Origin of the sequence: Apilactobacillus micheneri (assembly GCF_002993975.1) — a bacterium.
In the GTDB taxonomy this organism is placed as follows: Bacteria; Bacillota; Bacilli; order Lactobacillales; family Lactobacillaceae; genus Apilactobacillus; species Apilactobacillus micheneri.
This window is the reverse complement of sequence record NZ_POSO01000005.1, coordinates 24,603-49,226: the sequence shown is the minus strand read 5'-3', so window position 1 is coordinate 49,226 and position 24,624 is coordinate 24,603. Positions and strand designations below refer to the sequence as shown.

Genomic DNA, 24,624 nt, shown 5'->3' with positions numbered 1-24,624 from the left:
TAGATTTGCCCTTTTTACCTTTTTTCTTTGGCTTTCGTTTATCCTGTACTGTACTTTCAGCATATTTTGCATTAGTAACGGTAATGCTTACGTTCATAGCATTTACAGAGCCATTAGTCGTGTGCTGTGGTGTAAAAGATGTGATCACAACTTCCGGATAAATTAATTGTCCACGTACATACAAATTCTCACTATTGTTAGCCCAGCGAGCCATTCTAGCTTCATCTGCTTTCACTTTTCTAAAATCATAACCTTTAGTACCTCCAATAATTCCAGCTATGGAAACACTTACCAATTCACGTTCCGAACTGGCAGTTAAGGATTTACCTTTTTCAGGTGTCGATGAAGTATCTAGATTATTAGTATAAGTGGGTTCTTCGGTGTTTAATTTCAAATAAACATAATCATATTCACTAACGGGATTACTAGCTGCAATGTACATAAAAGCGCCATTAATTGTTGATTGATGGCGCCTGTCTTTTCTTAAATTGTTGAACATCCCATGATGAATTCTTTTATTGCGGTATTTCTTATAACCACTTGTGCGTTTATAACGGTTCAATGTATTTCTAGCATTCTTAAAACGCTTATACATCACACGATTAGATGCCTGTAATTTTTTGCTATCTTTATTTTTTAAGTATCTGGCGTGTACTCCCCGATAACGTTTACTAGTGGTGTTATAAGTTTTCACCGCTTGTTCATACTTTCTTACATAAAATTTATATTGCGGTGCCTTGGCACCGGTGGACTTTCTGATAGCCACATTCCATTACCTCCTTAATACATTTCTGATATAGTTTTTCTATTTTGATTCTCCAATGCTTTTTGCACTTCTTGAGCAATCACTGCCCCAATATTCTGTGGAATGTTTCCATTACCACCTTGAACTACTATTTTTCCAATATGGACTTCAACCTTATTGGAATGAGCAGCTTGATGATTGGGTGCAGACTTAATTGCAGATAATGCCTTTTGCATTAGATTATGACGTTCATTTTTACCATTCTTAAACTTTAGCATACGAACCATTCGCTTACTAAAACTACCGCCGGTAAATTTATCACGAGCGTGCATAGCACTCATGATTAGATTATCAGCAGACTTACGTTGTGGATTGATTGCTACTTCTGGTTGACCTTGAACTTCACCAAAGACAGCAGGCTTATTACTCCAGCCACCGTTAGCATATCCGTGACCTTGTCCTAAGAAGGATAAGTCTTTGCCATAACGATGTTGAGCGTAATTTAAACCAGCATAGATAGATGCATTCCCATTACTCCAGTTACCTAGTCCAGGTTTGGAGTAAGCGGAGAAGGTACCAGGTTTAACTTGCATAAGCCCCATTGCTCGTCCATCACTCAAACCATCAGTTCCACCAATGGCGTGTGGATTACCACCAGACTCAGTTTGAATTTGGCGTAGAACTTTGGAAACCATACTACCAGCAGTGGATAAGCCTAGTTGACCTAACACTTTAGTAACGATTGGTTTCCAGCGTAGAACACTCGTCCCAGTTGGATTACCAGCACCACTACTTAGATGCTTATTCAACCATTTAATAGCTGATCCGCCTAGTTGTTTCTTAACAAGGTCACTTAGTTTACCTTTGCCACCTTTGTCTCCATCAGCGATGCCTTGAATAAAGCCCCACATGGACTTATACCATGGCAAGCCAACTGATTTAGTGGCATCAGCATCACTATTAGTCATCCCTTTTTGCAGGGATGAACCATTACTATTGTGTAGCTGGTTAGCAAAATCATGAGTCCAGGCTTTACTTGGATTGTCTGAATTACTTTTGGCAATCTTTTCTAGTTTGTCATCAGATACTCCAGAGCCTTTAGCATAGTGAGCTAAATTACTCATTTGGTGGATTAACTTAGTTTGATGACCATTAAGAACTTGGTCACCTTGTCTTAAAGCAACCATTGCATTTTTTCCACTTGGATAAAGTAATTTGTTATTTCTAACAACCGCTTCTTGACGTGGACCAGTCATGGCATCATTTAAGATAGCTAGATGATTACGGTTAATCACACCGTTTGAACCATTAGCATAATGAATTGGCTTCAAAATGGACTTATTACCACCAAACTGGCCAAGAGATGAGTTGATACCATTAAATCCTTTGTTTAATTTACCAGTAACACCTTTCATGGCATCATCTGTATAACCAGTTAACTTACCTATGATGTTGTTGAAGTCAGACACGAGGCTTTTTACATTCTTAGTGACTCCAGTATGCATTGAGCTTAACTTGTCTAGAGTCTTGCTCTTCATATTATCGAAGTCACTTTGTGTATTGGCACTAATCTTTTGTGTACTTGACTTAGTATGAGTTTTTAGATTATCCCATACGGATTTGGCTTTGGTACTAAACTTAGTTAAACCATTAGGGTTAGTGATTTTGGCATCAATTGCATTACCAGCACCAGTACCACCAGCATAGGCTTTGAAGTTCCCATGCATTCCTCCATGAGTTAAGGCACGAGTCTGTTTAGCAGTAAAAATGTGTTCACCAGCATGCAACTTAGCAAGCATTGGACGACCATTACCTAAGAAACGGAAAGTTCCTTTACTTGGGTTCCATGCTGATTCTTGCCCAAATTCATTAACCAATGCAGTTTGACTACGCTTTAAAGCACCAGTAGTACCTTTTGCATAACCACCAAGGCTTTTACCTTCGGCTTTTCTGAATTCTGCAGCGGACATTTCACGTTTGCCAGTGTTTTTGTTTACATGGCCTGAATGATTAAGCTTATTTTCATTCATACCAGTTAACTTATCAGCTGTTTCGCCAATCCACTTGAATTTTTGACCAACATTCTTACTCCACCAACTGGCAATACCTGACCAAGTGCTTTCTAATGATTTTCCAGCTTGTTGCCATTGATTAAGCATTCCACCGGTTTCATCATCAACACTAGCTAAGTGATCCTTAGTTTGTTTTTTAGCAAGTTTAACAACTTTATCATGTTGTTTCTGAGCTGCATCAACAGAATTGTCTCTCTGTTTTCTAGCGTTGCTAATGGTGTCATTCTTTTGGTCTCGTGCTTTTTTAGTAATTGCCCTATATTGTTTTTTACTAATTGAACCAGTAACAAAGTATTCACGATTAGCAGCATCCATAGTTGCCTTGTATTTCTTATTAGCAGCTGTTTTAGATGAATGGTAAATCTTGTTAGCATAGCCAGACGTTCCCTTGAAAGCCCTGTAAGATTGCTTAATCATTGTAGATGCTTGCTTATCAGATATACGCTTACTTGACATGCTAAGTCTACCTAAAATGATTTTTTGAGAACTGGAGCCTTTTGCCATTAGCTTAGAAATGTTTTTGTTGGCTTTTTGCAATGCACTTGCTCTGCCTTTTCCACCTTTAGATTCAGCTTTGATTAGTGATTGTATAGCAGAGTTAGCATTCTTGGTTTTATCTTTATAGAAACTTTTATCTTTGCTTAGAATACTTTTATAGCTAATGCCACTATATTTTGACAATATTTTGGCATCCTGCTTAGCTTTACTTTGATTATGATTTGAATAATCATCAACTTGCTTTTTTAGTGAGGCATATAATTGCTTATTTTCATTAATTATTCTATTTTTTTGGTCTTTATTGCTTTTGTTCAGACCTTTATATACACCAAAGTTAGCGTTAGCTTGACCCAGTTTGTCCTGCATACCATCAGTTGGTTTTGCGAAGTATCTTTGTCTAGCATTATTACTAGTGCTATCAGGAGATTGCTTTGACATTTCTGTTTGTAAAGTATGACCAGCATGTTTTCCTAACCATTCACCAGTAGCAGAACCTATCCCTGAACCGATAGCAGTTCCTGCAGGTCCAGCTAAAGAGCCAAGCAATCCACCAACGACGGCACCACCTAAGGAACCAGTAGCAGAACCAATTTTACTTCCTCGATTCTTATTGTTCATCCCTATTAGGTCAAAAGCTGATGTAGCAACATTAACTCCTGCTAGGGATGCACCACCAAACTTAGCAAACTTCCCGAATTTACCAAGACTACCAGCGTTTTTAGCAAGTGTTGAGGCTTCTCCTACTTTGCCCAAGCGTGATCCTGTACTGCCAACTCCACCAAAACGACTGGCAAATCTATCAAACTTGCTTACTTTGGATGCATTACGTTCCATGCGTGACATAGTACCTATGCCACTGCCACCAGTAGAAGTGCCACCGGATAATTCTTCAGCACCTTGCATTTTACCTGCTTGGGACATCATGGAGTTAGCCATATTATTAGATACAGGTTTCTTAAATTGGCTTCTAATCCATTTCATCATCCCAATTACAGGAGTTAATGCAGTGGCAAACCCAACAACTTTTTTCGTAATAAAAAGCCCTGCCATAAATGGCACGACTTGTTTTGAATGATCAGCTGCAAAATGTAGAAGTGGTAATGCCACGGCTGATACATCTTTAGTTACACCAGCTAGGAGTTTAAGTGATTCAACTCCAGTAGTTTTGGTTGAACTAAAGAAATCTTTAATTTGTGGAGCGTTTTTTGCAATGCCATTACTTAGTGAGTCAATCCCATGTGTAATGTGAGTAGTAGCATCGTCTAATGCTTTGGTCCCATTTTTAACATGGTAAGCCTTACCAAAGGCACCAGTAATGGTATCAATGCCTTTAGTAGTAGCTTGCCCCATGAGTTTAAATTCATGTTCAGTATGCTTGTCAGACACCCACTTGGAGATTGCTCCATAAAATGGGTTTTTAGCAGTCATAATTGGGTTTTCAAATTCACCAATCAGAGCAGGCACACGAGCATGGATCGTACGTTGCATACCATACATAGTTTGCAACATATTGTCGGCAGCTTGGTTATACTTGCCCGAACCTAGCTGATTAAACACATTCTCAATATCCTGGGATGATATTTGTCCGGACTTTGCCATGGCATTTAAATCAGCAACTGTGACTTCCTTACCATGATGAACTTGAGATTCATACTTGGCTAACTGTTCTCTAAACATTGGGAAGTACTGAGAAATTTGATTAAGCATCCCGTTATTAGCTTTCCCACGAGATAGTCCATTAACCATATCTTGCGTTACGGCTTGAATTTTCGGAGTACTTAAACCAACAGCATCTGACATGTTCAACATAGACTTACTTAAATCATCAGCTTCTTTTTTGTTGGAATGCAAATGATAAAAGCCTTGTTCCAGTTCATCTACTGTGTCATTAGCTTGCCCAGTTTTAACTGATAAATCATTGATGGTGTTAACCATATCTTGAGCTTTTCCAGCATTACCAGTTAAAGTAGTCCAGGTAGCATTCATCTTTTGTTGCGATTTATCATACTCAAAACCAGCTGCTGCACCTTCTTTTAGCTTGCCAGTTAAACCACTTACTGCATTGGAGAGCAAGTTACCAGCCATAGTGCCACCGGCTACATCCCTAAAGAGATGTAACTTAGGCATTTTATGGTCGGCTTCTTGCACTTTAGTATGCAATGTGTGTAGTTGAGCATCTGGCATATCCACTTTAGGTCGGATCGTAAAGCTTTCATGTGATAAATTTTTTAAATTATCACGCAATCCATTAATAGACTTACCAGTTTCAGCAGATAGATGTTGGGATGACTTAATCATGTCATTCTGATTGCTAACGATATTCTTAGAAGCACTAATTGCTTGTTTTTCTAATTGATCATAGGCTTTGCTGAACTTATTAACATTAGTTGTAGCAGTCGTATTAAATTTAACACCGCTTAAAGCACTACTAACCTCATGTGCCTTTCTAGGCATTGCATCTAAAAGACTATTGGCATGCTCTAAAGGAGTTATGTTAGATGCAACAGATAAACCAATGGTGGAGTGACGAATGATATTAACCGTAAGCTCCACCTCCCATTATCTGTAATTTATCTGAGTCCATTTTGATACGCTTTTGGTTACAATACATTAGAATATCTAATTCTGGCACTGACATATTTTCTACATCTTCAGGTGTCAAACTAAGATATCCCATCATATAAGTGGACCACTTAGCGCCATCAATCAGATCGCTATTTAAATAATTAGCTATTTGATTAGGCTTTAAATGCTCCATTAGGGTTACTAAGAAAGGATGTAGCTTGTCTCATAGCATAGTTATAAGTTTGAATTTCATGTTCATAGAAAAATCCTTCATCAAGATTTTTAACTGCACCATTTACAGTTGCTGTTCCAAATAATCTTAATAGTGCTTTATGGAAATCACCCATGGTAGATTGTTCAACAGTGTCACCTGCATCATTTGTAAAGCTGCTTACTTGTTTACCTAAGATATTTTCAGCTTCAAAAATACCTGGAAAGTGCATTACTAATTTAATGGCAGTGCCATCACTTTCTGTAATGTCCAAGGTACGTTGCTTGTCAACGTCAGTAGCTTTACCATCCCATGCTTGTGATTTATTAGGGATTTGTGCGTTTTTATCGCCAGTTGGTGTATCAGCTTTGTCTCCTGTGACATCACTAGCGGAAGAACCGCCAGAATTTGCAGCATCAGCAGCAGAGTTGCCTCCGCTGTTTGCTACTGAGCTAACTCCATTAACTACACCTTTGTTGTCTTTGTTTTCATTATTTACGCCATATACGTTGTTGTTTTCTTCTGCCATTTTAATGGCCTCCTTATTTTATTAATTAATCGATTGATTTGTTATTTTTTGGAAATACGAACTTATTTTGGAGCTGGTTTCAAAGTTCCATTATTAGTGTTAAAACTCATTGCACGGTTGGCATTAGTGTTTCCTGATGTAACAGTTGAAGGACGAGGTAACATTCCAATATCGGTATGGAATGACTCAAGTTGGTTAACTGCATCGATAGTATGATGTGTTTTACCATATGCTGCAGGATCCTTTAGCAAGTCTTGATAAACATCATCAAATGCAGTTGTGTTCAATGTGAATTGCCATGCCCGGTTGTTCTTTACCATATCGACACCAGAACCAAAGGAGTCAGCACTAGAACTGTTCATATCTCCTTGTGGTGTTGCTGTCCATGGTTCTTCTCCTGGGGCAAAGTGAAGCACTTGTTTTCCGTCAATCACTACAGAAGACAATGTTTCATCAAATAAGTTGTTACTATCTCTGGCATTTTGTACGGGCATAAGTTTATTCCTCCTTAGTAATATTTAATGTTTGAGATACTTTTACTTGGTCAATGGAACGCATTGGCTTGTATTTGTATCCAGCATCTTTATAAATTCCAGTTGCTTTAACTTCATCAGTAATTTTGGTGGAGTTTGGATTCATTTCATAATCAGCAATCAAATTATTATTCTTATATCTAGTAAGAATGCCTTGTTCCATTCCACGGATAGTATTAATAGAAGCATCATTATATGAAACAACATCATTGTTCATTAAGAATGAACTGATTTCGTTAATCATGGCTTTTCTAATGCTATCTCTTACTACTAAAGCACCAACATCAAAGCCAGTTAACGAACGTCCATTAGTAGTCATTGCTGTGCCATTTTCGATAGCATAAGTAGCAATATTGTATTTTTCATATACTTTTAAGTCATTAGGAGTGAAATTAAATTCATCTTGTGGAGTAACTCCAGGTAGATCTTGAATGAACTTGAAATTAGCTCCTTCAGCACGACCGCCATATTTTCCTAATGTTGATGTGGCCAATACATTGTCTGGGTCTTTGTCAGATGGCAAAGAAACCACTTTAGTTGAACGGTTTTCTTTAATCGTGTCTAAAAATGAAAAGTCAGGTGTTTGTCCAGCCTGTGTTGTGATATTTAAAACTAATGTGCCGCTATCTTGGACTTCAAAAAAGTTTGATAAAGCGATAGCAGTATCAGTATTGTTGCCAACATTGAAAGCTAAGAATTCAAAGCCGGCAGTATAAAATTTGGATAAAGCGTGGATCATTCCATTAGTGTTCATTACTTAACATCCCCTTTCTTATCATCTGTATTATTAGTACCACCTGGTGGAGTAACGATTGGACCACCAGTTGAGTTACCGTAGTTCTTATTAAAACTAATAACTTGAACTAGTCCGTTGCTAGCATTTAAACCAGTGAAGTAAGAATTAGCTTGTTTCCATACATCACTATCAATGCCATAATCTTGTTCTACTGCTTCCATATCTCGATATGATTGTACTTGTTCATGATCTGACTCATGGAAAATTGCCACACCATTTAGACCGTATGGAGTATTAGCTTGGTTGTAGTTATTAGTAACTTCAACGGGACTCAATGGTTCTACTTTTTGGTCTGTATTATCAGCCATTTAAATCTTCCTTTCCTGTTTCAACTTTATTAATGCGTTTATAGTTACTGTTATAGTGTCTTTGTAATTCAATAACTAAATCGAAACCTGCTACTGCATCTTCCATAAAAGGGATGCTGTTACTATCAGACGAACGTTCGTTCTGAATGGGATTAGGAGCTAAAATAATGCCCTTTTTCTTTAACTCATCCCTACCTTGATAGCTTTGTAGTAGTGTTCTTAAATCATCTTTAATTGCAATGGCTTCACCCATGGAGTCCGCACGACCTTTAAAGGTTAGCGTGGTCATAAATGCTTCATTATCTCGATTAGTTTGATAGTCAAGTGAAGTATGATCATTTAAAACTCCATAAGCGATAAAAGGTTTAGATATATTGTTTTGTTTACTATTTTCATAAACACAGGGGATGCCCATTAAGCCTTCAACTACTTTTTTGATAGAAGTAAATAATTCTACCCAGTCAAATGTTTTAGCTTGGTACGGCATTGTTATCACTCTCCCCTTGTAGATAGTAAAGATAGATATCAAAGTGCTTTTTATAATCTTCAATCTTATGAACTGATAATCTCATCCCATCAAAATCAACAATTGACTTCATGGGATACTTATCATGAGAAATCCATACATAGGAATAACTATCGTTAGTGCCACCTAAGCCTTGTTGTAAAACAATTGGCGAAGTGTCAGGCACTAGCGGTTCATACAAGTCTTTGGAATTATCGAATACATTATTTGAAACAAACATGCCACCAGTTGATGATTGGTCACTACTAGTAGCATGTTCGTTGTATGAAACCGTGAAGTTATTACATGTACGGTCATTATTGAAAATGTTCTTATCAATTACATAAGCATCTTTGTTTTTATAACGTCTTGGCATTTGATATCACCTCGTAGCCTATCGAACGATATAAAGTACCGGTATCTTTCAATGGATCATCTTTACCTTTATTTGCCTTGGTAATTGGAGCATTACCTGGGTTAGTCATAGTGCTAATTTGTGCTTGAACTTCATTCACCATTAATCTGCCTAAATGTTGGTAAAGTTCCTTAGCTGTCATTTGGCAAGCCATGATTTTATCAACATCCCCATTAATTGCATCAGCCCAGTCAGTATTGACTTTGTTATCAAAACTAGACCTAAAGAATGGTCGTTTAGGTATTTTCACGTGTGTAGATAGTAAAAACATTACCTTTATTGAGCCGCCATCTTTCATTGCCAGGCTTTTCTTACCGCTTTTTGTGATATAAAAAAACAAGCCATCAAAATCTGATGCCTTGTGCTTACCTGCATTGGGTGTAGGAATAGTTAAATATTTAGTTCGTTTAGGTACAATATCAGCACCATTCTCATTGACCATTGCAATCATTTCCAAGTAATCTTCATCTTTACCAGTAGGGATGTTTAAAACCCCACAGACTACTTGGAAATGATTTAGTCGATTTAGTTCTCTGATGATGAATGGTATGTTATTAAAATCTTCCATCTAAAAGCCTTTTATTCTTTCGTTATCAGTTGTCAGACCATATCGACCAACTAAGGTATTGAAGTCGTCCATATATGGATCATCACTACCAGTAGCATTACTCTTATAATCTAAGTCAATTGGACCAACTTTTACACCGGTCGAATCATCGACATTATAGTTGTTAATTTTTGAACATGTTTGTAACATCACCAGTTCATGTGCTAGCTCACTAGGTGGGTTATACGCCTGCACACTTAGTTTCGCACTGTCAATGAATGTAGATAAGACACTATCAGCATCATCCCCAGAAACCGCATTATATATTTCTGGGTGGATTAATTTAATCTTCTCAATAATGGCATTTTTATCAATATTGAGCATATATATCACCTATCTTTCTGGGATGATAATTTTACGACCGGGTTTAGCATATGAGCCGGTTAAACGTTCATTCAACTTTCTCATTAAACCAACGCTAGTACTAAATTTTTGAGCAATGCTGAATTCTGTATCATCTGGTTGCACAATATAACGATTAGCCATTAATCATCACCTTCTTCCACTTTTTCGATAACGGGTCCATCAAAGCTTTCATTAGGACCATCTGTTGAAGACAATTGATCCAATCTTTGACCAGTTTGTGAACCAGCATAGATTTGGTATGGATAAACATCCCCAACACGATAAACATGTAGATTACCGTTATCATCAGCACTGTTTTCGTTTCCATCAGTAAAATCACGAATTACTTTATATGCCATACAAGATTACCTCCTATGCAGTAGCTGGTTGGCCATTACCAGATTTGTTTTTGCTATCATCATTTTGTTGGCCTTGGCTTTGACCGTTATTCTTCTTTTGTTCATCAGTTGGATACTTAGGAGCGCCATCTGGCTTGTTAGGTCCAACAGTTAGACGGAATACAGAACGTGATTGTTCAAATGATGGCAAGCAATTTTGTACAGTTGAAGTTTCAGTTTGAGCAGTCTTTTCTGTTTCAAATTGTCTGAAAGCAACACCTAAATCAAATAATTGTAAGTCACCAGCTAATGCACCACGGTTAGCCTTTAGTTCTTCAACAGTAGGTGCAAAGTTCATGTAACCAATGTATGATCCACCAGTAGCGTTGTTCATTCCACTAGCATTACCACTGATTGCATAGTTAAGGTCAATTGGACCGTTAAGGAAGATAACTAGATCATCAGGGATGAATTCTTGGAATGGGTTCTTTGTTGAATCGTCCATATCTTCAGCATCTAAGTTATATCCTTGATTATAGACAACTGGTGTTAATCTAAATTCACTCTTGATAGCATCAACTAAGTTTCCTTGTAACATCATAAAGTTATCAACATTAGTTCCTACAGCAGAATAAGTAGTCTTGATTTTGTTATTCTTTTGCATTTTTCTAAAGGTGTTAATGTTCATAATCATTTGATTAGGAACAATACCTTTTTTAATTAATTCGTCTTTTGCATGACGAATATCACCGAAAATATCAGAATTTGGATTATCCCAGTCATCCCCATCGTGTTGAAAATTAGGATTAGATGCATAAACAATTGGATCGCCTAGTGGTAAATCAACCTTTGAATAAGATAATGCACTGGTAGTCATTTGTTCACGACGAGCTGCTTGTTTATTTAATTGGCGAATTTGATCGTCATAAATGCTTTCCAAAATTGATGCCGCTAATTGGTCATTGTTTTGAACGGTAGCATCATGTAGATCCATAATGTCTTGTTCATTTACAACACCAGCAGTACGGAAGTATTGAGTGTTAAAGTTCTCATCTTGAAAGCCAGTATGATTGTCTGGTGTAACAGTATTAGCATCTAGGGATGATTGCTTAGACAATGTCATAGCTGGTTGATTTTGTACATAATATCTTAATTGGCCACGTTGTACCTTACGATTACCAAATAATGTATTACCTAAATAAGGTTGTTGTACTAATTTGTTCGCTTTGTAGTATTTTGATAAACCTACTTGTTGATTAGATAAACCAATGTTAATTCCCATAGGTTTTATTCCTCCTTTAATTATCTAGCTTGAAAGCCTTTAGTTTGTAAAATTGCAGTATTGGAATATAGTTTTCTAACTGCTGGATCCATGTTTTTAACAGCGATAGTTCCAGTAAGTAAGAAAGTGTCAGCAACTTTCAAACTTCCATCATTGTTCTTTGTTAACTTTGCATCATGTACGGACATTTCAATAAAACTATTAGTGAGTTTGTCTACACTATCAGCTACGGTTACATTGCCTTGAGCATCTTTTGCAATCATTGTTCCTGCTTTAAGATATTGATTGCCGTTATCATCTGTTAATACATATGCTCCATCAATACTTTTAATATTAATTGCATCCAATACAGTAACCGCTTGGTTCCAGTTGAATACAACTTCTCTTCCAGTTGTATAATTCATTTATAATCACTCCTTTATTTTTTGCTTTCCTTGAAATTAGGACCAAATTTGTTTTCCATCATTAAATCAACAATGTGATCATCATGACTACTATCACTGGCATTAGGATTAAATCCACCAGCAGTATTATTATTTGTTTGAGCTTTAACTGTTTTACTAAAGTCTTGAACCAACTTTTTAGTTGAATCTGTATCTTTACCAATTAAGTTATTCTCAAACCCTTTAATACTTACTCCATTCTTTTTAGCTTCAGCATTAGCTACGCTCATAAGGGATGAATGTTGCTTATCAGCATCAATCGCATCAACTTTTGCTTTCATAGCAATGTAGCTGGGGTCTTTAGTAATATCAAATTTAGTAGAACCATCATCTCCCCCTTCGTCATCACCATTGCCAGAATTATTTTGTTGATTATTGTTTGACTTATGATTTTGACCATCATTACCTAGAGCAGCTAAAATCTTGTCCACTCGACCACTTAAACTATTGAAGTCATCCATGGAGACGTTTTTGTGTTCGCCTCCACCATTGTTATTTGTGGTTTGTGTTTGGCCAGTGTTGTTATTTTGCGTTTGACCTTGTCCAGTTTCACCGTTTGGATTATTTGCTGGTTCACCTTGACCAGTTTGATTTGTTTCTGACATGAATATCATTCCTCCTTACTTATTTCTTATTTGTGCCTTCAACACCACGTTTAACACGGTCTTGAGTACGCATATCTTGATAATTAATTGCGTTATCAATAGCTGTGATAGTTAAACGGTTTTCTTTACAGGGATGATCTTCGTTAATTTCTACTAAGTGGTCTTTAATAACCTTTAAAGCATCATCAACTTGAGCACCATTAACGCCATGTTTAGAAATAACACCATCTTGCCATTTGATTTTTACAAACTTATTTTTCATTTTTCTCACCTCCTTTCAAATTTATGTATAAAAAAAGACGACTAGTTTATATTTAGTCGTCTTAGTATTTACTTTTAACTGGGATGCGATAACATCTATCACCAGTGTGCAAACTGCCCTCATCAGTAGCATATGTCCATGGACTATTATTTGCACGATCAATACATGGGTCACATACTTTTCCATCCCCCTGAGTAGCATAATCAAATGTATCAACACCATAGTTACTAAACACTTTGTCAGTCGCACCGCTTTCCATGCGCGCTTTTTGGTCAGGCACTAGAACGTTTGAAATTGTATTACCTGTTTTAGTAAAGCTAGTGTTAGCCGATTGATTACGATTGCTAGGGATGTAATTGAATAGCTTATTATCCATATATTTCTGATCAGCACCTTTAGTCAGTGCTGCATTGATTGCTGACTGTACTTGACCATTTAATTCATCTGACCTTAACCATATATGTTGGTCTGCTGTTAATCCATAGTATTTACCATTTATTAAATTACCGGCTTCTTGTTTTAAGTCACTGTCAGTAATTTCACTACTAGTTTTGTAACCAGCTTTAATGGATAACAGACTTTTATAATTAAAGGTGTCTTTATATTCCTTGGCCATTGAGCCTTGAAGATAGTTAGATGTAACTAGGGATGTAGCTGTAATTACAATTAACGTTAAAGCGTTGAGTAATTGTTGTTTATCGTTACCAGCAATCGCCTTAGCTTTTTGTAATCGATACTTTGCTGAATCACTAGTTAATAATTGATTTTCATACTTGTTTATATATTGCTTCCATAGTTTGAAATCTTTGTTATTACATAATGATCGCATCTCACTGGTTGATAAAACACTATCGTTACTATATGAGTTAAAAAAGTACATAAAAATGCTTTGAAACTCGTTAAAGCCTTGTTTGTAAGCATAGTTGATGAACTGTTTATCTCGGTTATCAGACACTTCAATATCATTTAAACGTGAATAACCATCAATCATTATTCATCACTTCCGGTTTTAGGTGAAGGTTGACCTTCATCCCCATTAGTTTGACTATCATCATTATTAGAATCGTTATTATCGGGATGAGTATTGGCAAATTGAATTACATTCTGTTGTTTTTCTTTTGCTTCTTCATCTAATTCATCTTGGATATTATCTAAAAATGGATACATAGATAAATAAAGCTTTTGTGATACATCATCATGTAAGTTCTTCATAGCATTAGTAATGTCTAGTAGATTATGTGGGATGTTAACAGTAAATTTAACCTGTACATGAGAAATAACATTCTCAATATTTTCATTTTTAATTAGTTGTGATTGAGTAAATAGGATACGCAGTAAGTCTTTAATAGCAGCTTCCATTTTTCTACCCTTACTACCAGCAAGCATAACCATTGGCTGTAATTTCTTATCTAATGCATCCCCACTAGCGCTATTACCTAGTTGTGGATCAGATAAGTTGATTACTTGGGATGTCTCATAGATTTCAGTTTTTAAATGTTGAATATGATGTTCCTGTTGTTGGTCATTTTGTGGCTTGTCTAGGTATTCCATACTGATATTTGGTAAATCTTCTTTGTTATCAGCGTTTAATTCAGCCACATGCCACTTCCTAATAGTTCTTTTATCTTCGTCAGATAGGTGTTTACCTTTGACGATTAATAAAGCATTAGAAAAGTACATCACATCAGAATGTTGAGCAGTAAAAGTTTCGTCTAGTTGGTCCATAAGTGGAGCAATATCATCTAGCAAACCACTACGTTCTTCATTTTCCGGCAATTCACTCACGGGAACAATTCCGAATGGATTAGTCTCACCCTGCCAATTAGTATCAGCCAATCCGTTATCATTATCTTGACCACTTGATTGAGAGAATCTTGTAGAATTATCCGTTGACATCCCAGAAACTGATGAGCTGAACTTATATATATTGGCATCGGTATATAAGTGGCCATAATACATCCCGTCAATTAACTGAAATGTAATGGCAAATAACTTGTTATGATCCAAAGTATTGTCATAGACAACCAAACAGTTCTCTGGGCTCATCTGACTGAACTTAGTATGTGTAGTTTTATCCTTGTCTTGCTTAACGTAAGCAACTGAATAACCACGACCATAAATATCGGCTTTCTTAGCCCATTCAAAGAACACATCAGATGAATTACTAGTGGATAATATTTGCTGAATTTCTTTATTCAAATTATCACTATTACTTTTATTATCATCTGGGTTCATATAGGTTATTTTTACTGGGATACTAGCAAAAGTTCCCACAAAAGTATTAACAATGTTCTTACCTAAGTTGGCCATAACTTTTGAGTCTTGTTTGACTAGTGAATTACCTAATTGCATACGCTTAATAGCTTCATGGTCACCTTTATATACACGCATTTTGGCATGATATACCTGTCTAAGTGCATCATAGCCACTTAATAGGTTAGTAACTTGGTTAAAATGTTGTGTAATATCGAATTTTGGGGATGCTAACAGAACATCATTATCATCTAAGTAAATATCTTGGGTTAAGAATCTACTTTGAATAGATGATTGATCATTCATCCCACTAATAAATCGATTGCTGTTTTTAGAATCATACGTGAACTTAGCTAAATCAAATACCATAATCTCATCTCCTATCTAAAATAAAGTATCCATTGAACCAATCAATGAAGTATCTTGTCCTTTTACATATCTGGTTAGTGCTTGAGTCATACTATCCACTTCATCATCATGTAATATATTTGGAAATTCTATCCATTCATCAATCATTTTTCTAATTTCTGGTTTCCATAATGGATAAGGCACATATATATTGTCAGCCTCAAAAAAAGGCACAACCGCATTCGCACGAGTAACTTTATCTCCATGAGGGATGATTGATATTACACCGCTTACTTTTCGTCTAATCGTGTCAATGATAGCTGAACCATTGGCTTTATTTTCAATATATATTGGAGCTAGTTTGTGGCGATTATGCATCCCTACAATTGCTCTTAATTGGCTACCGAAGTCCATACGTTCATGAACTCGGTCTAGTAGGTAAAAGTCAGCACCATTTTTACCCCATGTTTGACCAGCAACATAATCTGATGTTTCACTAGCTGAGAATGTTAAATCCCAACTACTCCACTCTTTTTCAATATTAGGCAGAATAGCAACATTGGAGTCATTAGAAACACCTAATTTAGCAGCTGTCTTAGCATCTGGCACATAATAATGAATTTGGGATGATTTGAAAACATTTCCGCCGTCTTGTACAGGTCTCTGTTGATAAAGGGATGCCCATCTGTGTGGACCAACTACACGTTGAGTTTGTTCGGCCCACTTTTTATCTTTATTCATAGGTGGATAAGGACATAATGGTTCTCCTTCTTTGCGATTAAGTTGATCATACTTATCTTCAGCGATTGCGGGTAGTTTTATTTCTTCCCAAGGAAGAGCTTTTTCTTTAAGTAATCTACCAGCTAAATCATCAACGTTCCAGCGAGTCATAATTACGATAATAGAAGCGTTAGCGGATAAACGAGTATAAAAGCTAGACTGCCATTCATGCCATATCTTATTAAGGATAGTAGGCGAATTAGCATCTTGGTCACCTTTAATAGGGTCATCAATGATTAATAAATCAGCAGAATTACCAGTTGCAGCACCTAGAATAGTAGTCGCAAACATTACACCGTCATGATCCTTAATTCTCCATTCGTTAGAAGTCTGCTTAGTATTGCTTAGTTGAACATCAAATAATTCATTACCATACTTTTTAAATTTTTGTAGATTAGATGTACCAAACCTTTGTGCAAGGCCAATGGAATAACTAGCAACCATAACTTTTTTATCGGGATGCCTCATTAAATAATATGATGGGAATGTTTCAGTAATAGTTGTACTTTTACCATGTTGTGGTGGCATTTCTACAATGTAATCACGTTTATAACCATCAACGATATCTTCTAACTTGTCGCAGATAAGTTGAGTATGCGGAAACATTTTGCTATCGAAGTCATGACTGTATAGAAAGTAATCAGCATAGTGACGGCGTGCGAGCTCACGTTCAGCCTTTTTACTTGCCCAGGTCTTTAGTTGAGTTGTATTTCCCGTCATTATTAGCTAACCTCCTTAGATCATTATCATTTAATTCCCCGAATTCTTTATCAGCCTTAGATGTGCTATCCGGTTCAACTTCGTTTGCTTGAACGACCTTGATACGAGCCTCAGCTTTAATTTTGGATAACTTAGCATCAGTAATCTCATTGTCTGATAACCTATCCAATAAATCCTTTAGCAATTTGACTTTATCGGGCAATTTAATGACAGTTCCATCCTTGCCATCCCTAAATTCAGATACCAATGACCAGTCCATTTCTTCTGGATTTTCAACATATATCTCGTTGTAATGATCAATGATCTGGTTGCCAGATGTATCTAGAACTGGTTTATTGTCATAATCTGTTCTTGCAGTAGAAACAGTTTTAATAGTTATATAGTCTTTAATGCTTGCATACAGCATTTTGATTTCACGTTTAATTAGTTCAGTACTAGTTATATATAAGTCAGTTGATTGTTGAGCTGTTAGTTCATGCAACAAATCTTTAATCTTAGTGTTTCTTAGTAGCATAGAGCCATTGACCATAGCTGTATTATAGCTACAATCATAGACTTCCAAATATGCTTTCGTTGCATTGAAATACTGCAAGTACAGCAAACAAAAACGTTTCTGTTTGTCCGTCAAATCAGCCTTGCTAACCTCATCTATTGCATGGGACGTTGCAACGTTTTTGCGTTGCGTTGCATTTTTATCCTCGTGTTGCATCGCAAACGATTTTAGCTTTTTTGTGCTGCTACTTCGTTTCCATTTATTACGACTTTTTCTAGAACGTAATGTACTAACCTTTACGTCGTTTTCATCAGCAATATCTTTCAATGCCTTATTAGTATTTTCATACTCATATTGTATTTTTTCCCATTTATCAGCCATAATTACATTCGCCACACCTTCAATTCTTAATTAATTATTTATTTTAAAAATGTATTTCTACAATCTATATATGCATCCCTAAATGTAGTTCTTATATCAACTAGCCATAATAAGATTGCAACGAAGAATATATAAATATAATTAAATATCTTCATGACTACCCCCTTTCATTTTGAGTGATAAGCACAATATCGAAATCGAACCGATGATTAAGGATTTGCAGTCCCATGCCTTTCCACTTGGCGAATTGTGCAATAAAAAACACTATCTTAGAAGATAGTGTTATATGTCATATTTAATTTATAATGTCATCTTTTAATAGTTGAATATTTTTTCTTACCTCTTCATAATAATTACTTGCTTTATTTAAATGACTTATTAATTTTTCGTAACCATCATCAATACTTTTATTTCTTTTTTCAACATCTTTGATATAATCGAAGCTTGACTTTATTTGTAATGCAGGAGCTTCCATGGTGTTGAGCAATGTTTTCATATTATCAAAATTAGCAACTATATTTTCATTCCCATCTACTCTTGAATAGTCTAATTCTTGCTTAATATCCAATAAAGCTAGTGAAATATCATTAGTTTTGTCAATGATTGCTTGAGATGTATGAATGATTTCCCTTTGAGAATAACTATAGACATCTAATGGTATTTTTCCATCAGTAATAATATTTAAGCAATTATCATTTAAATATTTAATACATTTGCCTAAATCTTCAATCTTTGGTTTAAACAACACCATTTTTTTATCTATACTAGTTAGCCTGTCATACTCATCTGACATTTTTTTGTATTCGAGATTGCTTTTTCTGTCAAAATGTCTTTGTACAAAATAAATAATCAATACTAATATTTGACCTAAAATAACTCCTAATATAGTACATATTGACTGTAACCAAGAGCCTTCGTCAGCTTTAACAAAAAGATGTCTTGATGTTTCTATTGCTAAAAGATATGTTATAAACATCGTTAAAGCTTCAACAGAAATAAATGCTATTATGTATAGCCAGTATTTTTTAACAAAATTCATAAATAAACTATTTTCCCTTCTTAGCTATATCCCACTCTATTTTTAAGTATATGGACATTATGCTTTGAAAATCATTAATCATTTTTATTTTTTCATCATATACAAGGTTATAACCAAATAATGAATTCGTAAATTGGTTTATATATTTCTGAATGTAAAAATTTTTTCTATAATTAGTGTCTGTTCCTTTAAGAAAAATTATGAGCTTTTTCTGATATTCTTCATTGTAAATATCATTTTTGGGGCCTAGTAATTTATCTAGTTCAGAACAAGTCGAATCAATTTCTCTTTCTAGTCTCTTGCTTTTAGATAATTTCATAAAAAATTTGTTCACTTTTTTTATGAAACTAAAACCAAATCTTTTAGAACTACTTGATTTGTTTTTTTATTAGTATCTGCAAAATAAAGCAAAAGTTTTGCCGTATTGCTCATAATTTTTGAAGCATCATCATTAGAAAAACCTATTCTTGTAAAATCATCTGTAATAGGCAAATCATAAATACTGCTATCATTTAAACTAACATAGTCAGATGAATCATACATAATATCTGAAGATATATTTCTAACTGACTGTATCCACTCTATTCTAGACTTTGCTTTAATATCTGAAGAAATTCTTTGCTTATTAAAGTAAAAAGCAAATATTCCGTTAACTCCAGCAGCTATAACAGCTGGACCCACAATTAATGTCCAATCAATAAAATTTCACCCCTAACCAAAGTTAATTTTATTAAGCATATTGCGCTTACTCTCAGTGTCTAGTCCTAAATAATGTAATGTCATAGACTGTGATGAATGATTTAATAAATCCATAACCAAACCAATATTATAACCAGACTGAATATAAACACGATAAGCACCTGTTTTACGCATTGTGTGAGTTCCTAAATAGTTGATGCCTAGTAGTTCACCCACTTTATGCATAATTTTGTAAAACTGTTTCTCGTTTACACGAGTGCCAGTATAACGATTAGGAAATAAATAAACGCTATGTATTTCATGCGCATACAGCCATTTTTTATATTTCAATAAATCATCTTTAACTGGTTCTAAATATAAAGTATTAGGTTTACCAGTTTTACGATCATGAATATATGCATCATCTTTAACTTTACCATTCTCGTCAAAAACATCAGAATATTTTAATCTAAGAACATCACTAACTCGTAAAAGCGTGGCTTTGCCCACTTGGAAAATTGTATAATTCCGTCTGCCCATTTCAAATGAATTTAACAGACAATCTTGTACTTGTTCGAGAACCACAGAGTCTTTAATTGGATAAACGATCTGCTTCATATCGAACACCCCCCTTATGCGTCATTTATTCCATATACTTAATTATAACGCATTAGATATATACAGTAAATATTGATTGCCCGTTTAATAACATTCATTAGGCGTCATAATATAATTATGACGCCTTGAATTTTTTTATTTTAGTAATGCTATTAGTGAAACAATAATAGAAGTTATAGAAGTCATGATTGCTATATAAAATCCAGAAAAATTTTCCGATCTTGCTCTTGTAGACTCATTATTAATAAAATATAAAAGTTTATTCAAATACCATGCTACATAAAGAGAGTTTACTAATGAATAATACATCATCTCTGCATAGTTTCCTGCTTTAGAAACTGATATAAGTTTATAAAAAAGTAATATAAATATCATGCCAAACAAAACTTTATATATAAACCCATTTTTTGATTTGTTGTAATAAAAACTTTTAGAAAATCTAATAAAAAAATAAATGTACAAACTAATAGGAAGTAAAAGTAATGTAACTGTAAATGCTAATGACAAAGCATCAACAATGATTGTATTGTTGATAAGATTTATTAATAAAGATAAAAAGAGCATTAAAATAACCGTAGGGGTATAATATAGCAAAAAGTTCACATTATCCTGTAAATTATAATAAACGTATGATAACTGTTTATTTAATAAGGTATGTTTATGCCAAAACTTATAAATTTTACTGTTACTAGGGATTCCATAAGTTTCCTTACTGCATGTAATATTCTGGGAAGATACAGTATCGTATCTGTATTCAACAAAATGTCTTCTATAAGCTTTGTCTTTTTTTCTAACTATCCAACTATTTTTCCTCATAAAGCACCTCATATATTTTTCTTTCATTTTAACATTTTTCTTTTGGTTAAAGTAACTACTTATTGGACTTAGTGATTGCTAAGCTTAAAATTTTTCGCTTACGTTTTCCTGAATAACTTTGTAAGAAAAATAATATGTCGTCAGCCTTCTTATTATTATGTTCATTAAACTTTTTAATATGGAGCTGTTTGTCAGCTTCAGCGCATAAATGCTTTTCTTGGTCATCCTTAATTCTTAACGCATCAATGATTAATTCCTCCTTTCTGTTTAATTTATATATGTATGAGAACGGTTTCCCGTTCTTTTTTGTTGACGCAGTGCAGTGTACTGTTCTTTATAAATTAATCCGTGGACATTCCATGCATTTGAGCAGAAAAATTATACTCTATCAGGGTTTTGTTTTTCACCTTTACCTTGAGCCATTCCACCACCAACGTTGATTGAATTATCAACCTTGATGTATTTTGTTTTGACAAAATTTAAAATGTCATCTAATTGATCATCTTTTAAATCACTCAAGCGAACTGTTCCATTATTCCAGGCAATTTCAACATAATTGTTATCCATAATTAACACCTCCTTAAAAAGATTAATTAAAGTACTTCAGGCACAAAAATAGCGCAGAAATTAATCTGCACTTTCATTGTTAATTCTTTCTTTAGCGACATCGAAGTAATGTCCATTCAACTCATAGCCAATAAAGTCACGCTTTAAACGTTTAGCTGCAACTCCTGTACTACCACTGCCCATGCAGTTATCCAGTACTAAGTCGCCTTCATTGGTATAAGTTTTAATCAAATATTCAAGAATATTGAGTGGCTTTTCGGTGGGATGATAGCGTTTGTTATTACTGTTAGGAAAGTTAAGAATGGTCGTTGGTAATCTAGTGCCATGATTAACAGTCGGAATATTTTTCATGCTAGAACTTAAAAAGCCACTAGATTTGCGTTTACCATGTCCTTTGTCCTTATATGGTTTACCCTTAGATATTTGTGGGTTGTACGTTGGTAAATGCTTATAAAATACCGATACTAACTCATGCTTGTTCATAGGTCGTTTATGTGACATTTGAAACAAGGTTGCCCGGGACTTTAACCATACCCAGTCATAACGATACATATCTAAATTACTCATACGGAGCTTTGTACTAAATGGTTCAGCACCAAAGAGAACAATTACACCATGATCCTTAATGATCCGATTATATTGTTCCCACATTTTATCAAATGGAATTACAAAGTCCCATTTATGATTAGTTGTTCCATATGGTAAATCACATAGTATTAAGTCAACTGATTTATCAGGAATATTTTTACTCATTAAATCTAGGCATTCGCCTTTTTGTAAATCTATCAATATTAATACCTCCAAAGATTATTCAGAAGCCGCGGAGGTTAAACAGTATATGGGAATTGAACCCATATAATACCAATTACTGTATAAAAAAGAAGACTATCTCTAGTCTTCACATAACAGTTATCGTACTGCTAAACGTAACGGGTAGTTAACATCCAGGATGTCAACAAATGCATAGAACGGAGTCGAACCGAACTATGCAAGGAATATTATAACGTCTAATTTCAAGATTTCGATGTGATATATGTATCTCCGTACATAATTATCACTATACATATAATAACGCTTGACAGTACATTTATGGTCCAATTTTAGTCCAAAAATAGTCCAAATTTAGTCCAAAAATAGTCCAAGTTACATTTCAACAGGACATATCTTGGCAAATGCAATCATAGCTGGATTAATAATATTAAAATAGGTGCTTCTGCTAATTTCTGAAGCATCAGCAATCATTTGCGTATTCGGCATTTCTTCGATGTACTTATTAGTTAGTACATCTCTATATTTCTTATTATTAATCTTGCTAATAGATTCTCTAACCTGTTCACAAAATGTATATGCTTCAATATGACTAGTTATTTTAGCTTCTTCTGGATTATCTTTAGGACTACCACTAGGCATTCCACTGTATGACATAGCTTTCAGTGCTATTTGATCACTAGTTTCTTTGGTGTGTTCTTCTTTATATTTTAAAAATATTTTTTCTGCCCTTTTGATTAATTCATTATCCATTGACATATCAACTCCTTAAAATAATTTATTTAATCCATTCTTTAACATTAATTTCAATTCGTGGATTATCGTCATAATATTTATATGCATCAATATGAACTATTAAGTTGTCATCAGTCCATAAAATGCCATTCATAGCATCTAAAATACTTTTAATGTAATTATCGGTATCTGGCTTATGAATTGGCATGTGTTCATGATTTGCACGTCTAGCATGTTCTTTCTTACTAATACTAGATTGTATTTCACGATAAAATGCAACATACACTTCAATTGGCTTGCCGGATATTGGCTTTTCTCGATACATAAATTTAAGCATCGATTCAACTTGTCTTTTAAATACTTTAGATTTCTTTGGATCATATGCATGACCATTACGATTAAATCTAGGTCTACCTGCTGCAACTGGAGCAATTGGTAATGTTAAATTTATCATTCATAATTTTTCTCCTTTCTCAATTCTCTAATTCTTCTTAAATTATCTTCTAAATCTTTATCAGTTTTTTCTTGATGTTTGCGATATTCAGGATCATGTTGCATCTTGTAATCATGTTCTTCTTGTTTTCGCTTATTTTCAGATTTACGTTCTTCAGGCGTTTGAGTTGCCCATTCAGGTAAATGTTCCTTTTTAGGCTTACGACCACGAGTTCCTTTTTTAGCTTTAGCCTTTTTAAATGAATCAGAATAATTTTTAACTTGTTCTAAAGTACTTAATTTATGTTTATTCCAATCATCAAGCAATTTATTAATGAAATTATATGGAGATTTAGCATTACCAGTAGCTGCTAAATCAATTGCATATTCAAATACATCTGGATTAACTGATTTAATTAATTTAATGATCTTTTTTAACATAAAATTACTAATGGGTTTATCAGGAGTTTCAAAGGCATATTTATAATTTTGAAGTGCCTCCTCCTCATCATCATTCAGTATTTGGTTATTTAAGTACTTAGTACCATCAGTACTTAGTAGTTTGCGATTATCCGTTTTCGGTTTATCCGATTTCGGGTTACCCGTTTTCGGAAAATCGCAAAACGGTGCTTCGTTTAACATCCAATCATAAGAAGCAAATTTACCATTCTCAGTTCGATTCCAAATTCTTTTGATGAATCCAGCTTTTTCTAATTCTTTTAAGCCACTTCTTAATGAAGCTTTGCCATCACTTACATGACTAGCAAGTTCATCTTCATAGAACTCCCAATCATCTGGTTTATGCCACATATAAGTAAATATTCCCATAGCTTTCCAGCTAAGTGTATTTACATCGGCATATTTATCAGAATCGAATATGTCATTTTTAACATGAGTAAAATTACTTTGACGGTCTTTATATACTTTAGTCATAGTT

The 24,624-nt window shown here is 34.6% G+C and carries 30 protein-coding genes and 1 tRNA gene; all 31 read right to left on the bottom strand.

Going from position 1 to position 24,624, the window contains the following annotated elements; translation table 11 throughout:
* Positions 1–766, bottom strand: a 766-nt coding sequence (locus C7N41_RS07470; RefSeq protein ID WP_157944996.1) for a phage baseplate protein, incomplete at its 3' end; no start/stop codon positions are given.
* A 14-nt stretch (positions 767–780) separates the two neighbouring features.
* Complete coding sequence (locus C7N41_RS07465; RefSeq protein ID WP_105965060.1) at positions 781–5,868, bottom strand: tape measure protein; 5,088 nt, start codon at positions 5,866–5,868, stop codon at positions 781–783.
* On the bottom strand, positions 5,852–6,073 hold the full coding sequence (locus C7N41_RS07745; RefSeq protein ID WP_105965059.1) for a hypothetical protein: 222 nt from the start codon (positions 6,071–6,073) through the stop codon (positions 5,852–5,854). The genes C7N41_RS07465 and C7N41_RS07745 overlap by 17 nt, the downstream gene beginning before the upstream one ends.
* Positions 6,054–6,620, bottom strand: a complete 567-nt coding sequence (locus C7N41_RS07455) for a hypothetical protein (protein ID WP_105965058.1) — start codon at positions 6,618–6,620, stop codon at positions 6,054–6,056. The genes C7N41_RS07745 and C7N41_RS07455 overlap by 20 nt, the downstream gene beginning before the upstream one ends.
* Before the next feature lie 62 nt (positions 6,621–6,682).
* Positions 6,683–7,114 (bottom strand): hypothetical protein, encoded by a 432-nt coding sequence (locus C7N41_RS07450; RefSeq protein ID WP_105965057.1) that lies wholly within the window; start codon positions 7,112–7,114, stop codon positions 6,683–6,685.
* Between the two features lie 4 nt (positions 7,115–7,118).
* On the bottom strand, positions 7,119–7,907 hold the full coding sequence (locus C7N41_RS07445) for a hypothetical protein (protein ID WP_105965056.1): 789 nt from the start codon (positions 7,905–7,907) through the stop codon (positions 7,119–7,121).
* Positions 7,907–8,257 carry a hypothetical protein gene (locus tag C7N41_RS07440; RefSeq protein ID WP_105965055.1) on the bottom strand — a complete coding sequence of 117 codons (351 nt, stop codon included), beginning with the start codon at positions 8,255–8,257 and terminating at the stop codon, positions 7,907–7,909. The genes C7N41_RS07445 and C7N41_RS07440 overlap by 1 nt, the downstream gene beginning before the upstream one ends.
* Entirely contained in the window at positions 8,250–8,744 is a 495-nt protein-coding gene (locus C7N41_RS07435) for a phage neck terminator protein (RefSeq protein ID WP_105965054.1), read from the bottom strand. The genes C7N41_RS07440 and C7N41_RS07435 overlap by 8 nt, the downstream gene beginning before the upstream one ends.
* Positions 8,728–9,138 carry a hypothetical protein gene (locus C7N41_RS07430; protein ID WP_105965053.1) on the bottom strand — a complete coding sequence of 137 codons (411 nt, stop codon included), beginning with the start codon at positions 9,136–9,138 and terminating at the stop codon, positions 8,728–8,730. The genes C7N41_RS07435 and C7N41_RS07430 overlap by 17 nt, the downstream gene beginning before the upstream one ends.
* The gene (locus C7N41_RS07425) at positions 9,122–9,745 is read right to left on the bottom strand and encodes a hypothetical protein (protein ID WP_105965052.1); all 624 of its coding nucleotides are present in this window, start codon (positions 9,743–9,745) and stop codon (positions 9,122–9,124) included. The genes C7N41_RS07430 and C7N41_RS07425 overlap by 17 nt, the downstream gene beginning before the upstream one ends.
* Positions 9,746–10,108, bottom strand: a complete 363-nt coding sequence (locus C7N41_RS07420) for a hypothetical protein (protein WP_105965051.1) — start codon at positions 10,106–10,108, stop codon at positions 9,746–9,748.
* A gap of 9 nt (positions 10,109–10,117) precedes the next feature.
* Positions 10,118–10,270 carry a LysM peptidoglycan-binding domain-containing protein gene (locus C7N41_RS07415; RefSeq protein ID WP_105965050.1) on the bottom strand — a complete coding sequence of 51 codons (153 nt, stop codon included), beginning with the start codon at positions 10,268–10,270 and terminating at the stop codon, positions 10,118–10,120.
* Complete coding sequence (locus C7N41_RS07410) at positions 10,270–10,488, bottom strand: hypothetical protein (RefSeq protein WP_105965049.1); 219 nt, start codon at positions 10,486–10,488, stop codon at positions 10,270–10,272. The genes C7N41_RS07415 and C7N41_RS07410 overlap by 1 nt, the downstream gene beginning before the upstream one ends.
* 13 nt (positions 10,489–10,501) lie before the next feature.
* Complete coding sequence (locus C7N41_RS07405) at positions 10,502–11,749, bottom strand: major capsid protein (RefSeq protein WP_105965048.1); 1,248 nt, start codon at positions 11,747–11,749, stop codon at positions 10,502–10,504.
* Positions 11,750–11,769: 20 nt separating this feature from the next.
* Positions 11,770–12,153, bottom strand: a complete 384-nt coding sequence (locus tag C7N41_RS07400) for a hypothetical protein (protein WP_105965047.1) — start codon at positions 12,151–12,153, stop codon at positions 11,770–11,772.
* Between the two features lie 14 nt (positions 12,154–12,167).
* Positions 12,168–12,797, bottom strand: a complete 630-nt coding sequence (locus C7N41_RS07395) for a DUF4355 domain-containing protein (RefSeq protein ID WP_105965046.1) — start codon at positions 12,795–12,797, stop codon at positions 12,168–12,170.
* Between the two features lie 19 nt (positions 12,798–12,816).
* Positions 12,817–13,059 (bottom strand): hypothetical protein, encoded by a 243-nt coding sequence (locus C7N41_RS07390; RefSeq protein WP_105965045.1) that lies wholly within the window; start codon positions 13,057–13,059, stop codon positions 12,817–12,819.
* Positions 13,060–13,120: 61 nt separating this feature from the next.
* On the bottom strand, positions 13,121–14,050 hold the full coding sequence (locus C7N41_RS07385; RefSeq protein WP_105965044.1) for a hypothetical protein: 930 nt from the start codon (positions 14,048–14,050) through the stop codon (positions 13,121–13,123).
* On the bottom strand, positions 14,050–15,681 hold the full coding sequence (locus C7N41_RS07380) for a phage portal protein (protein WP_105965043.1): 1,632 nt from the start codon (positions 15,679–15,681) through the stop codon (positions 14,050–14,052). Before C7N41_RS07380 ends, C7N41_RS07385 begins: the two co-directional genes overlap by 1 nt.
* A gap of 15 nt (positions 15,682–15,696) precedes the next feature.
* Complete coding sequence (gene terL, locus C7N41_RS07375) at positions 15,697–17,160, bottom strand: phage terminase large subunit (protein ID WP_105965042.1); 1,464 nt, start codon at positions 17,158–17,160, stop codon at positions 15,697–15,699.
* A complete protein-coding gene (locus C7N41_RS07370) occupies positions 17,120–17,869 on the bottom strand; it encodes a terminase small subunit (protein ID WP_225362894.1) in 750 nt (249 codons plus the stop codon). Before C7N41_RS07370 ends, terL begins: the two co-directional genes overlap by 41 nt.
* Before the next feature lie 347 nt (positions 17,870–18,216).
* Positions 18,217–18,287, bottom strand: a tRNA-Cys gene (locus C7N41_RS07365).
* A gap of 42 nt (positions 18,288–18,329) precedes the next feature.
* Positions 18,330–19,073, bottom strand: coding sequence for a hypothetical protein (locus tag C7N41_RS07360; RefSeq protein ID WP_105965040.1), 744 nt, complete (start codon positions 19,071–19,073; stop codon positions 18,330–18,332).
* 339 nt (positions 19,074–19,412) lie between these two features.
* Positions 19,413–19,754 (bottom strand): hypothetical protein, encoded by a 342-nt coding sequence (locus C7N41_RS07350; protein ID WP_105965038.1) that lies wholly within the window; start codon positions 19,752–19,754, stop codon positions 19,413–19,415.
* Positions 19,755–19,784: 30 nt separating this feature from the next.
* Complete coding sequence (locus C7N41_RS07345) at positions 19,785–20,369, bottom strand: tyrosine-type recombinase/integrase (protein WP_105965037.1); 585 nt, start codon at positions 20,367–20,369, stop codon at positions 19,785–19,787.
* A gap of 135 nt (positions 20,370–20,504) precedes the next feature.
* A complete protein-coding gene (locus C7N41_RS07340; RefSeq protein ID WP_167390243.1) occupies positions 20,505–21,212 on the bottom strand; it encodes a hypothetical protein in 708 nt (235 codons plus the stop codon).
* Positions 21,213–21,563: 351 nt separating this feature from the next.
* The gene (locus C7N41_RS07335; RefSeq protein ID WP_105965035.1) at positions 21,564–21,752 is read right to left on the bottom strand and encodes a hypothetical protein; all 189 of its coding nucleotides are present in this window, start codon (positions 21,750–21,752) and stop codon (positions 21,564–21,566) included.
* A gap of 60 nt (positions 21,753–21,812) precedes the next feature.
* Positions 21,813–22,541 (bottom strand): DNA-methyltransferase, encoded by a 729-nt coding sequence (locus C7N41_RS07330; RefSeq protein WP_225362893.1) that lies wholly within the window; start codon positions 22,539–22,541, stop codon positions 21,813–21,815.
* A gap of 354 nt (positions 22,542–22,895) precedes the next feature.
* Positions 22,896–23,273 (bottom strand): DUF1492 domain-containing protein, encoded by a 378-nt coding sequence (locus C7N41_RS07325; RefSeq protein ID WP_157944993.1) that lies wholly within the window; start codon positions 23,271–23,273, stop codon positions 22,896–22,898.
* A gap of 25 nt (positions 23,274–23,298) precedes the next feature.
* Positions 23,299–23,709 (bottom strand): RusA family crossover junction endodeoxyribonuclease, encoded by a 411-nt coding sequence (locus C7N41_RS07320; protein WP_105965033.1) that lies wholly within the window; start codon positions 23,707–23,709, stop codon positions 23,299–23,301.
* Positions 23,706–24,620, bottom strand: coding sequence for a DnaD domain protein (locus tag C7N41_RS07315; RefSeq protein ID WP_105965032.1), 915 nt, complete (start codon positions 24,618–24,620; stop codon positions 23,706–23,708). Before C7N41_RS07315 ends, C7N41_RS07320 begins: the two co-directional genes overlap by 4 nt.
* Between the last annotated feature and the right edge of the window lie 4 nt (positions 24,621–24,624).

Coding starts and splice junctions, on each gene's coding strand:
- C7N41_RS07745 (WP_105965059.1), bottom strand. CDS start 6,073: ATGGAGCATTTAAAGCCTAATCAAATAGCTAATTATTTAAATAGCGAT.
- C7N41_RS07455 (WP_105965058.1), bottom strand. CDS start 6,620: ATGGCAGAAGAAAACAACAACGTATATGGCGTAAATAATGAAAACAAA.
- C7N41_RS07450 (WP_105965057.1), bottom strand. CDS start 7,114: ATGCCCGTACAAAATGCCAGAGATAGTAACAACTTATTTGATGAAACA.
- C7N41_RS07445 (WP_105965056.1), bottom strand. CDS start 7,907: ATGAACACTAATGGAATGATCCACGCTTTATCCAAATTTTATACTGCC.
- C7N41_RS07440 (WP_105965055.1), bottom strand. CDS start 8,257: ATGGCTGATAATACAGACCAAAAAGTAGAACCATTGAGTCCCGTTGAA.
- C7N41_RS07435 (WP_105965054.1), bottom strand. CDS start 8,744: ATGCCGTACCAAGCTAAAACATTTGACTGGGTAGAATTATTTACTTCT.
- C7N41_RS07430 (WP_105965053.1), bottom strand. CDS start 9,138: ATGCCAAGACGTTATAAAAACAAAGATGCTTATGTAATTGATAAGAAC.
- C7N41_RS07425 (WP_105965052.1), bottom strand. CDS start 9,745: ATGGAAGATTTTAATAACATACCATTCATCATCAGAGAACTAAATCGA.
- C7N41_RS07420 (WP_105965051.1), bottom strand. CDS start 10,108: ATGCTCAATATTGATAAAAATGCCATTATTGAGAAGATTAAATTAATC.
- C7N41_RS07415 (WP_105965050.1), bottom strand. CDS start 10,270: ATGGCTAATCGTTATATTGTGCAACCAGATGATACAGAATTCAGCATT.
- C7N41_RS07410 (WP_105965049.1), bottom strand. CDS start 10,488: ATGGCATATAAAGTAATTCGTGATTTTACTGATGGAAACGAAAACAGT.
- C7N41_RS07405 (WP_105965048.1), bottom strand. CDS start 11,749: ATGGGAATTAACATTGGTTTATCTAATCAACAAGTAGGTTTATCAAAA.
- C7N41_RS07400 (WP_105965047.1), bottom strand. CDS start 12,153: ATGAATTATACAACTGGAAGAGAAGTTGTATTCAACTGGAACCAAGCG.
- C7N41_RS07395 (WP_105965046.1), bottom strand. CDS start 12,797: ATGTCAGAAACAAATCAAACTGGTCAAGGTGAACCAGCAAATAATCCA.
- C7N41_RS07390 (WP_105965045.1), bottom strand. CDS start 13,059: ATGAAAAATAAGTTTGTAAAAATCAAATGGCAAGATGGTGTTATTTCT.
- C7N41_RS07385 (WP_105965044.1), bottom strand. CDS start 14,050: ATGATTGATGGTTATTCACGTTTAAATGATATTGAAGTGTCTGATAAC.
- C7N41_RS07380 (WP_105965043.1), bottom strand. CDS start 15,681: ATGGTATTTGATTTAGCTAAGTTCACGTATGATTCTAAAAACAGCAAT.
- terL (WP_105965042.1), bottom strand. CDS start 17,160: ATGACGGGAAATACAACTCAACTAAAGACCTGGGCAAGTAAAAAGGCT.
- C7N41_RS07370 (WP_225362894.1), bottom strand. CDS start 17,869: ATGCAACACGAGGATAAAAATGCAACGCAACGCAAAAACGTTGCAACG.
- C7N41_RS07360 (WP_105965040.1), bottom strand. CDS start 19,073: ATGAATTTTGTTAAAAAATACTGGCTATACATAATAGCATTTATTTCT.
- C7N41_RS07345 (WP_105965037.1), bottom strand. CDS start 20,369: ATGAAGCAGATCGTTTATCCAATTAAAGACTCTGTGGTTCTCGAACAA.
- C7N41_RS07340 (WP_167390243.1), bottom strand. CDS start 21,212: ATGAAAGAAAAATATATGAGGTGCTTTATGAGGAAAAATAGTTGGATA.
- C7N41_RS07335 (WP_105965035.1), bottom strand. CDS start 21,752: ATGGATAACAATTATGTTGAAATTGCCTGGAATAATGGAACAGTTCGC.
- C7N41_RS07325 (WP_157944993.1), bottom strand. CDS start 23,273: ATGGATAATGAATTAATCAAAAGGGCAGAAAAAATATTTTTAAAATAT.
- C7N41_RS07320 (WP_105965033.1), bottom strand. CDS start 23,709: ATGATAAATTTAACATTACCAATTGCTCCAGTTGCAGCAGGTAGACCT.
- C7N41_RS07315 (WP_105965032.1), bottom strand. CDS start 24,620: ATGACTAAAGTATATAAAGACCGTCAAAGTAATTTTACTCATGTTAAA.